Origin of the sequence: Frankia gtarii (assembly GCF_025403375.1) — a bacterium.
Taxonomy (GTDB): Bacteria; Actinomycetota; Actinomycetes; order Frankiales; family Frankiaceae; genus Frankia; species Frankia gtarii.
Map to the genome: position 1 here is coordinate 1 of NZ_JAMPTM010000250.1, position 9,598 is coordinate 9,598.

Annotated in this window: 8 protein-coding genes, 1 pseudogene and 1 riboswitch; all 9 genes and pseudogenes read left to right on the forward strand. The window is 75.1% G+C overall.

Annotated elements, in window-relative coordinates; translation table 11 throughout:
* On the forward strand, positions 1–1,709 hold a 1,709-nt coding region (locus tag NBZ83_RS25715), incomplete at its 5' end, for a primosomal protein N' (RefSeq protein WP_261575960.1).
* A gap of 518 nt (positions 1,710–2,227) precedes the next feature.
* Positions 2,228–3,205, forward strand: a complete 978-nt coding sequence (fmt, locus tag NBZ83_RS25720; RefSeq protein ID WP_261575961.1) for a methionyl-tRNA formyltransferase — start codon at positions 2,228–2,230, stop codon at positions 3,203–3,205.
* A complete protein-coding gene (locus NBZ83_RS25725; protein ID WP_261575962.1) occupies positions 3,202–4,686 on the forward strand; it encodes an RsmB/NOP family class I SAM-dependent RNA methyltransferase in 1,485 nt (494 codons plus the stop codon). The genes fmt and NBZ83_RS25725 overlap by 4 nt, the downstream gene beginning before the upstream one ends.
* Positions 4,687–4,821: 135 nt before the next feature.
* A complete protein-coding gene (rpe, locus tag NBZ83_RS25730; RefSeq protein WP_261570233.1) occupies positions 4,822–5,532 on the forward strand; it encodes a ribulose-phosphate 3-epimerase in 711 nt (236 codons plus the stop codon).
* Positions 5,529–6,017 carry a cytidine/deoxycytidylate deaminase family protein gene (locus NBZ83_RS25735; protein ID WP_438803251.1) on the forward strand — a complete coding sequence of 163 codons (489 nt, stop codon included), beginning with the start codon at positions 5,529–5,531 and terminating at the stop codon, positions 6,015–6,017. The genes rpe and NBZ83_RS25735 overlap by 4 nt, the downstream gene beginning before the upstream one ends.
* A 116-nt stretch (positions 6,018–6,133) precedes the next feature.
* Positions 6,134–6,263: riboswitch (FMN riboswitch) on the forward strand.
* Positions 6,264–6,393: 130 nt separating this feature from the next.
* On the forward strand, positions 6,394–7,104 hold the full coding sequence (locus NBZ83_RS25740; RefSeq protein ID WP_261570234.1) for a riboflavin synthase: 711 nt from the start codon (positions 6,394–6,396) through the stop codon (positions 7,102–7,104).
* The gene (locus NBZ83_RS25745; protein ID WP_261570235.1) at positions 7,101–8,519 is read left to right on the forward strand and encodes a bifunctional 3,4-dihydroxy-2-butanone-4-phosphate synthase/GTP cyclohydrolase II; all 1,419 of its coding nucleotides are present in this window, start codon (positions 7,101–7,103) and stop codon (positions 8,517–8,519) included. Before NBZ83_RS25740 ends, NBZ83_RS25745 begins: the two co-directional genes overlap by 4 nt.
* Positions 8,516–8,998: a 6,7-dimethyl-8-ribityllumazine synthase gene (gene ribH, locus NBZ83_RS25750; RefSeq protein WP_261570236.1), complete on the forward strand. Its 483-nt coding sequence runs from the start codon at positions 8,516–8,518 to the stop codon at positions 8,996–8,998. The genes NBZ83_RS25745 and ribH overlap by 4 nt, the downstream gene beginning before the upstream one ends.
* 346 nt (positions 8,999–9,344) lie before the next feature.
* A pseudogene (locus NBZ83_RS25755) lies at positions 9,345–9,598 on the forward strand (hypothetical protein); the annotation flags it as partial.

Sequence of the window (9,598 nt, forward strand, 5' to 3'; positions counted from 1 at the left end):
CCACCCCCGCCATGCCCGAGGCCGCTCCCGGCGAACCGGCGGCCGCTCCTTCCCCGCCGGAGACTTCCCCGCCGGAGACCATCTCCGCCGAGCCGGGGGAGTGGGAGCGCTATCCCGCCGGACCATCGATGCTCGCGGCGCTGGCCGCGGGCCGGTCACCGCGTGCAGTGTGGTGGGCGCCGCCCGGCCCCGCCTGGCCGGCGATGATCGCCGCCGCGGTCGGCGCCGCGGTGCGGTCGGGCCGCGGTGCGGTCGTCGTCGTTCCCGACCACCGTGACGTCGATCGGGCGCAGGCCGCGCTGGTCGACGTGGTCGGGCGCGAGACCACCGTCGCCCTGCGGGCCGACCTCGGCCCGTCCCGCCGCTACGGCGCCTTCCTCTCGGCTGCCCGTGGGCAGGCCCGGGTCGTGGTGGGCACCCGGGCCGCGGTCTTCGCCCCCGTGGCCGACCTCGGCCTGCTGGTCGTGTGGGACGACGGGGACGAGCTGCACGCCGAGCCGCTGGCCCCCTACCCGCACACCCGCGACGTCGCCGTCCTGCGCGCCCGCCAAGACGGCTGCGCACTGCTGATCGGTGGCTTCTGCCCGACAACGGAGGCCGAGGCGCTCGTCCGCGGCGGCTGGGCTCACCCGCTGGCGTTGCCCCTGTCCGACGTCCGGGCGCTCGCCCCCCGCGTCGAGGCGACCGGTTCGGACCACGAGTACGCCCGCGATCCCGCCGCCCGCGCGGCGCGGCTGCCCTCGCTCGCGGTCCGCACGGCCCGCCAGGCGCTGGCCGCCGGCGCCCCGGTGCTGGTCCAGGTGCCCCGGCGCGGCTACCAACCCTCACTGGCGTGCGCGGACTGCCGGCGTCCCGCCCGTTGCCGGCACTGCCAGGGCCCGCTGGGCCGGTCATCCGGCGCCGGCGTGCTGACCTGCCAGTGGTGCGGCCGTCCCGTGCCCGCCGCCCCGGGCGGCGCGGGTGGGGCGGTCGGGGCGGCGCTCTGGCGGTGCCCGTCATGTTCGAGCGAGCGGCTGCGGGCCTCGGTGACGGGGGACCGGCGCACCGCCGAGGAGCTGGGCCGGGCCTTCCCCGGCGTCCCGGTGCGGACCTCGGGTCGCGACGGCGTGCTCGCCACCGTCCCCGCGGAGCCGGCGCTCGTCATCTCCACCCCCGGCGCCGAGCCGGTCGCCGTCGGCGGGTACGGCGCGGTGCTGCTCCTCGACGGCTGGGCCCTGCTCGGCCGTCCCGACCTGCGGGCCGCCGAGACCACCCTGCGGCGCTGGGCGGCGGCGGCGGCGCTGGCCCGCCCGGCGCCACGCGGCGGGCGGGTCATCGTGTCCGCCGACGCGGGGCTCCCGGTCGTACAGGCCCTGATCCGCTGGGATCCCGCGACCTTCGCCGCCCGGGAGGCCGACGAACGCGCCGAACTCGGGTTCCCGCCGGCAACCCGGATGGCCACCGTGGAAGGCAGCGCCGCGGCCGTCGCCGAGCTGCTTGCCGTCACCCGCCTGCCCGAGGGCGCCGACCTGCTGGGCCCCGTGCTGGCCGGCGGCCCGCGAGCCGGCGGGCCGGGCGCGGTGGACGAGATCGAACGCCTGCTCATCCGGGTGCCCCGCGAGCGCGGCGCGGCCCTCGCCGCCGCCCTGCATGAGGCCCGCGGCGTCCTCGGCGCCCGCCGGAGCACCGCCGGACTGCGCGTCCAACTCGACCCGCTCGTCATCGGCTGACGGCGAGCCCGTCACCGCCGCAGCCGGTCCGCCGCGGCCCCTTGCACCCCTCGCGGACAGGAGCGCGATGACCGCCTGAGACCGCCCGCCGAAAACCGTGACTGAACCTCGGCGCGGCTCCGTGCTCGACTGGTGACAGAAGGAGGCAAGGGGGGCGGCCGGTGGGCGCACCGAACTTGGGGTGACCCAGACCCCGCGGGGGCATCGCCGGCCGAGCTGGGGGCATCACAGCGCCGCCTCGCGCGGGCAGGAGCGGACCAGCGACGGCGCGGCGACACGAACAAGGATCGCCGGCTCATCGAGTCCGTAGGACAACCCTGTCCGGCGCTGAGGCCGACCGTCCGTCACAGCGGTGGCCGCCCGCGATACGGTCGGGCAGCGGCAGGCCCGAGGACGCCGCCCGTGTCCCCGCCCGCGGGCGACGGCGGACGGTCCCGGGCCAGGCCGAACAGCTCGGATCATGCCCCCGTAGACGGCCGCGGCGTTCGTATGGCGTCGCGGCGGATCGGTGCTCGCGTATGCGTCTAGTTTTCGCCGGCACACCGGCGGTCGCCCTGCCCAGCCTGCGGGTGTTGATCGACAGTCCGCGCCACGACGTGGTCGCGGTCGTCACCCGTCCCGACCGGCCTGCCGGCCGGGGCCGGCAGATCAAACCGCCGCCCGTGCACCTGCTTGCCGACGAGGCCGGCATCCCGGTGCTCAGCCCGGAGCGGCCGCGTGACCCGGACTTCCTCACGGCGCTCACCGAGCTGGTACCCGACTGCTGCCCGGTCGTCGCCTACGGCGCCCTGCTGCCCCGGGAGGCGTTGGCGATTCCCCGGCAAGGGTGGGTGAACCTGCACTTCTCACTGCTGCCGGCCTACCGCGGCGCGGCCCCGGTGCAGCGGACCGTGCTGGCCGGCGACGACCTCACCGGTGCCAGCGTGTTCCAGATCGAACCGGCGATGGACTCCGGCCCGGTGTTCGGCGTCGTCACCGAGCGGGTCCGCCCCACCGACACCTCCGGCGACCTGCTCGACCGGCTCGCGGAGTCCGGTGCGCACCTGCTCGCCGCGGTCATGGACGGCATCGACGACGGAACCCTGCAGGCCGTGCCCCAGCCCGTCGAGGGGATATCGTTTGCGCCGAAGCTGACCGTCCAGGATGTGCTGATCGACTGGACCCTGCCGGCGGTCGCCGTGGACCGGCTGACCCGGGCGGCGACGCCCGCACCCGGAGCCTGGACGATGTTCCGGGACCGGCGGCTCAAGATAGGTCCGGTGCGCGTCGGGGCGCAGAACGTTCCGGACGAACTGGCGCCGGGTCGGCTGGTGGCGCTCGCCGACGGCGCGGTCGCCGTGGGCACCGGGACAGGCCCGGTGCTGCTCGGCGAGGTGCGACCCGAGGGCCGAGGGCCGATGAAGGCCGCCGACTGGGTCCGAGGGGCGCGCCTGACCGACGAGGACGTCCTGCGTGCGCCGGCGGGGGCACCCGCCGGCGGTGGGGGAGCCGCATGAGCCCGGCCGGATCACCGGGCACCCGCGGCGCCCGCCCGCCCGCCGCCGTCGACCGGCCCCGCCGGCTGGCCTGGGAGGTACTGCGGGCGGTCGACGAGCGTGGCTCCTACGCCAACCTGCTCCTGCCCTCGCTGCTCGCCGGCAGCGGGCTGCCGGCCCGCGACCGCGGCTTCGTCACCGAGCTCGCCTACGGGGCGCTGCGCGCCCAGGGAACCCTCGACGGGCTGCTCGACACGGCCACGAGCCGACCCGTGCGCGACATCGACCCGCCGCTGCGCGACGCGCTGCGGCTCGGCGCCTACCAGCTGCTGCGCACCCGGGTGCCCGCCCGGGCCGCGGTGGCCAGCACCGTGGACCTCGTCCGGGCGACCAGCGGAGAGCGCCCGGTCCGGTTCGCGAACGCGGTGATGCGTCGGGTGGCCGCCCGGATCGCGGAGTCGGGCGGGGACCTCGCCCAGCTGCTCGGCGCCCCCCGCTTCGATGCCGACCCGATCGGCCATCTCGCGGTGGTGAACGCCCATCCGCGGTGGATCGTCGAGGTCGTCGCCGAGGCTCTCGGTGACGACCTCGACGAGACCCGCGCGGCCCTCGCCGCCGACGACGAGCGGCCGGTGGTCCACCTGGTCGCCCGGCCGGGCCGCATCGACCGGGAGCGCCTGCTCGCCGAGGCCGCTCAGGAGGGGCTGGCCGCGGCCCCAGGCCCGTACTCGCCGTTCGCGGTACGCCTCGACGGCGGTGATCCCGGGCGGCTGCCGGCGGTGGCGTCCGGGCTCGCGGCGGTGCAGGACGAGGGCAGCCAGCTCGTGGCGCTCGCCCTGGCCCGGACGGCGACGGTCGGCCGGGACGGCGGGCTGACCGTCGACCTGTGCGCGGGCCCCGGCGGCAAGGCGGCGTTGCTCGCCGGCCTGCTCACCGACCGCTCGGGCGCCGGGCCCGAGGCGGCGTCCTCATCCGGGGCGGCGCTCGGGGTCGGGGTCGGGGCGAGCCTGCTCGCGCTGGAGCCTCGGGCGACCCGGGCCGGCCTGGTGGCGCGGTCGCTGGCGGGGGAGCCGCGGGCCTGGGTGGTGCGCGCGGACGGGCGGGCGGCCCCGTTGCTCGCGGGTAGCGCCGATCGGGTGCTCGTCGACGTGCCCTGCACCGGGCTCGGCGCGCTGCGCCGCCGCCCGGAGGCCCGCTGGCGGCGCATCCCCGGTGACCTGGCCGCCCTCGTGCCGTTGCAGAGCGCCCTGCTCGTCGCCGCGCTGGACCTGGTCCGACCCGGCGGCGTGGTCGCCTACGCGACCTGCTCTCCGCATCCGGCGGAGACCGTCGAGGTGGTCCGCCAGGTGACCGGCCAGCGGCCGGACACCTCCGTGCTCGACGCCCGGCTCGCCCTGCCGGAGGTCGACGCGCTCGGATCCGGGCCGTTCGTCCAGTTCTGGCCGCACCGGCACGGCACGGACGCGATGTTCATGGCCCTGCTGCGCCGCAACCAGAACTGAGCCCGCCCAGGTGGGCAGGCGTCGGCGGCGAGTCGGCCGACCGCCTGCCCGGGGCCCCGGCGCGCGCCCGAGGTCCGGGCGCGGAGGTGTCGAACGGCTCGGGGCGTGCGCCGATTGAGTCGATAGTCTCGCGGGGTGGCAACCGCACAGATCTATCCCAGCCTGCTCGCCGCGGATTTCGGCCGACTGGCCGCCGCCGCCGTCGCCGTCGAGGGACGGGCCGACTGGCTGCACGTCGACGTCATGGACTACCACTTCGTCCCGAACCTGGCGTTCTCCCCGGACGCGGTGACGGCGTTGCGGTCGGCGACACAGACCCCGCTCGACTGCCATCTCATGATCGAGAATCCGGATCGCTGGGCCGCCGACTACGCTGAGCGCGGCGCGGCGAACGTGACCATTCACGCCGAGGCCGTGTCCAACCTGCCCCGGACCACCGCGGCGATCCGGGCCGCCGGCGCCCGCACCGGTCTCGCCGTGAAGCCGAACACCCCGGTTGAGCACTACCTCGACGACCTGCACCGCTTCGACCTGCTGCTGCTGATGACGATCGAGCCCGGATTCGGCGGCCAGAAGTTCATGACCGAGGTGCTGCCGAAGATCGAGGCGGCCCGCCGGCTGATCGACGACCGCGGCCTGGACCTGTGGCTGCAGATCGACGGTGGGGTCAACGAGGAAACCGTCGAACTGGCCGCGGTCGCCGGGGTCGACGTCTTCGTCGCCGGTACGGCGGTCTTCGGCGCGGCCGATCCCGGCGAGGCCGTCGAGAAGCTGCGCGCCCAGGCGCTGCGGGTTGCCCCCCGGCTGACTGCGCCGCCCGCTCGCGCGGTCGCCGACCCCGCGTGACGACGTCCGTGCCGTCGTGCCCCGAGAGCCCGCCTCCGGGACCCGGCGGGGACCGCTGCTGGCTGGCCCGCGCGGTCGAGCTTGGACGCCGCTGCCCACCGTCGACCACGGCGTTCTCGGTCGGCGCGATGATCGTGGCGGCCGACGGGACCCTGCTGGCCGACGGCTACTCCCGGGCGGAGGAGCCGCACGACCACGCCGAGGAGGTCGCGCTGCGCCGCCTCGCCGCCGATGTCGATCTGGCTGCGGCCACGGTGTACAGCTCACTGGAGCCATGCAGCGCTCGGGCGTCGCGGCCGCGGACCTGCACGGAGCTCATCCTCGCCGCCGGGATTGGCCGGGTGGTGTTCGCCTGGCGCGAGCCGTCGCTGTTCGTCGACTGCGACGGCGCGGAACGGCTGTCCGCGGCCGGCGTCGAGGTGGTCGAACTCCCGGCGCTCGCCACGGATGTTCGGGCGGTCAACAGCCACCTCCCGCTCGGCTGAGCGTCGCCCGGGGCGTCCGACCTGGTGTTCGACCGCCGGCCATGACCTCGGTCACGTCGCCGAGTGCAGCGTGTGGCCGCTTCGTATGTCAGACTTAGGGCAGTACAACCAGCAGCACGCGCGCTCCGGGGTCGGTGAAACTCCGAGCCGGCGGTGATAGTCCGCGACCCGTCCGCAGACATTGGGACGGTTGACTCGGTGAAATTCCGGGACCGACGGTCAAAGTCCGGATGGGAGGACGCGCGCGGGCCGAGTGCCCGTGGGTGGTCATGGCCGTCCCCGGGTGCGCGCCGGCGTGCCCATGCCGGCAGGTTCCGCGTGGCAACCCCCCCAAAAAAACCGGGGGGCGGTGCCCGGGACCGAAGGGCGCGGTCGGATGTTCACCGGCATCGTTGAAGAGCTTGGTGTGGTGGCTGCGGTAGATACGCGGCCGGAGTCAGCGGCGCTCACCATTGCCTGTCAGGCCGTACTGGCGGACGCAACCCACGGCGCCTCCATCGCCGTCAACGGCGTGTGTCTCACGGTGACCTCCTTCCAGCGGGACGGAACCGGTCCGGGCGGGGGCGTGCCGGGCGAGGACGCGAGCGGCGGGGGGCCCGCCGGCACAATCGCGGCGTCCACGGCGTTCACCGCTGACGTGATGCGCGAAACCCTCGTGCGGTCCTCCCTCGGTGAGCTCGCCGTCGGCGATCCGGTGAACCTCGAACGCCCCGTCCGGCTGGCCGACCGCCTCGGCGGCCATCTGGTCCAAGGGCACGTCGACGGTGTCGGCGTCGTCGTCGACCGGCAGGCCGACGAGCACTGGGAGCTCGTCAGCATCGCCCTGCCCGCCGGCCTCGACCGCTACCTCGTGGAGAAGGGCTCGGTGACGGTCGACGGGGTCAGCCTGACCGTCGTCGAGGTCACCCCGGCGCAGGGCGACTCCCCGGCGACCTTCACGGTCAGCCTGATCCCCACCACCCTCGACCTGACCACGCTTGGCCGTCGAGCGCCGGGTTCCCGGGTCAACATCGAGGTCGACGTGCTGGCCAAGTACGTCGAGAAGCTGCATGCCGGCACCATCGACCCGAACGGACTCCCCCGATGACCACATCCGCGGCCGGCACCTCCTCGACGGCCATCCCCGCCCTGCCCGTCCCGGCCCCGGCCGCCGACAACGCCAACGTGACCTTCGCCGCCATCGAGGACGCCATCGCGGCGATCGCCGCCGGCCGGCCCCTCGTCGTCGTCGACGACGCCGACCGGGAGAACGAGGGCGATCTGATCTTTGCCGCCGAGGCGGCCACCCCCGAGCTCGTCGCGTTCATGACGCGCTACACCTCCGGGGTGATCTGCGTGCCGCTGGACGCCGCCGACACCGACCGGCTCGAACTCGACCAGATGGTCCCGCACAACACCGAGCGGATGGGCACGGCGTTCACCATCACCGTCGACGCCCGCGAGGGCGTGTCCACCGGCATCTCCGCCGCCGACCGGGCCCACACGATCCGGCTGCTTGCCGACCCCGACACGGTCCCCGGCGACCTGAGCCGGCCGGGGCACATCTTCCCGCTGCAGGCCAAGGACGGCGGCGTGCTGCGCCGCCCGGGTCACACCGAGGCGGCCGTCGACCTCGCCCGGCTCGCCGGGCTGCGTCCGGCCGGCACCATCTGCGAGATCGTCAACGACGACGGGACGATGGCGCGCCTTCCCGAACTCGCCGCGTTCGCCCGCGAGCACGGCCTGCTGCTGATCAGCATCGCCGACCTCATCGCCTACCGCCGCCGCACGGAGAAGCAGGTCGTGCGGGTCGCCGAGGCGACGATCCCGACCCGTTACGGCACCTTCCGCGCCGTGGGCTTCCGCAACACCCTCGACGGGGTGGAGCACATCGCGCTGATCCGCGGAGAGCTGGGCGACGGCGAGGACGTTCTCGTCCGGGTGCACAGCGAATGCCTCACCGGCGACGTGTTCGGTTCGCGCCGCTGCGACTGCGGCACGCAGCTCGACGCCGCCCTGCGGATGATCGCGGCCGAGGGTCGCGGGGTGGTCCTCTACGTGCGGGGTCACGAGGGCCGAGGCATCGGCCTGATGCACAAGCTGCGGGCCTACCAGCTCCAGGACGCCGGGCACGACACCGTCGACGCCAACCTCGCGCTCGGCCTGCCCGCCGACGCCCGCGACTACGGCACCGGCGCGCAGATCCTGGTCGACCTCGGGGTGCGCGGCCTGCGGCTGCTGTCGAACAACCCGACGAAGCGGGCCGGTCTGGAGGGCTACGGGTTGCGCATCGTCGAGCTCATCGGCATGCCGGTCACCCAGACCCCGGAGAACCTGCGTTACCTGACGACCAAGCGGGACCGGATGGGCCACGTCCTGCCCGGGCTGCCCCGCGCCGTCGGCGAGGACACACCGGCCGGCGGCCGCTGGTCGACGAGCCCCGCGCGGGTGCCCGCCACCTCCGGTTGCGCCGCCGGCAGCTCCTCGGCCGGCGCGGACCTCACCGACGGAGAAGGTCTGTGAGCGGCTTCGGAGCGCCGCAGGAGGTGCTCCCGCCGGTGGCCGGGCTGCGGCTGGCGATCGTCGTCACCCGCTGGCATGCCGAGATCACCGACGGGCTGCTGGCCGGGGCGCTGCGGGCGGTCAAGGACACCGGGCTCGCGACCGCGCCGGAAGTCGTGCGGGTCGCCGGCGCGGTCGAGCTGCCCGTCGTCGCCGCGGCGCTGGCCCAGCGGCACGACGCGGTCGTCGCACTCGGCGTGGTCATCCGCGGCGGCACGCCGCACTTCGACTACGTCTGTCAGTTCGTCACCGCGGGGCTGGCCCGGGTCACCCTCGACGCGCGGGTCCCCGTCGGCTTCGGCGTGCTCACCTGCGACACGATCGACCAGGCCCGTGACCGGGCCGGGCTGACGGACTCCACCGAGGACAAGGGCCGGGAGGCGACGCTGGCCGCCCTCGACACCGCGGCGGTGCTGCGCGAGCTGGCACTCGCCGGCTGAACGGATCGGCTGACTCCCGCCCGGCCTCGCCGGATGCCACGCGGCCACCGCCCTCCCGGGGGTCGGTGGCCGTCCGCATTTCATTTCACACGGACGGTGCGAGCCCGATCCGTCCTGGTGACATGACCTCGGTATGGTGTTGCCATCGCATGGCGATTCGGAGTGGATCGAGTGTGCCGGTGGTGTGTTCACTGCTCGTGCGGCCGTTTCCGGCCATCTGGATCATCTTGGAGCCCTTGTCGGGGCACGGGGTGACGCGAGACCGTGATGCCACGCCGTAGCGGTTGCCTCGCGTTCCGGTGTCGTCCAGCGGAGTCGGGCCGGAGATGGGGGCGGGGTGGCGCGGATGGCGGGTCATGGTGGGAACCGGGACGATGACGACACCGCGGCGCCGGCCGATCCGGCCGGGACCGACCGGGACGGCCTGGACGCCTCGTTCCGGTCCGCCGGTCCGAACTCCGCCGGCGCGGGCGGTGGGGATGCCCGTCCGATCTCCCTGCTCGGTCTGCGCCTGACCGAGCCACAGTCGCCGAGCAACGCACTGGTCACCCGGCGTCCCACCCGCACCCGTCCAGGTGCGCCGCGGGTCGAGCCCGGCAG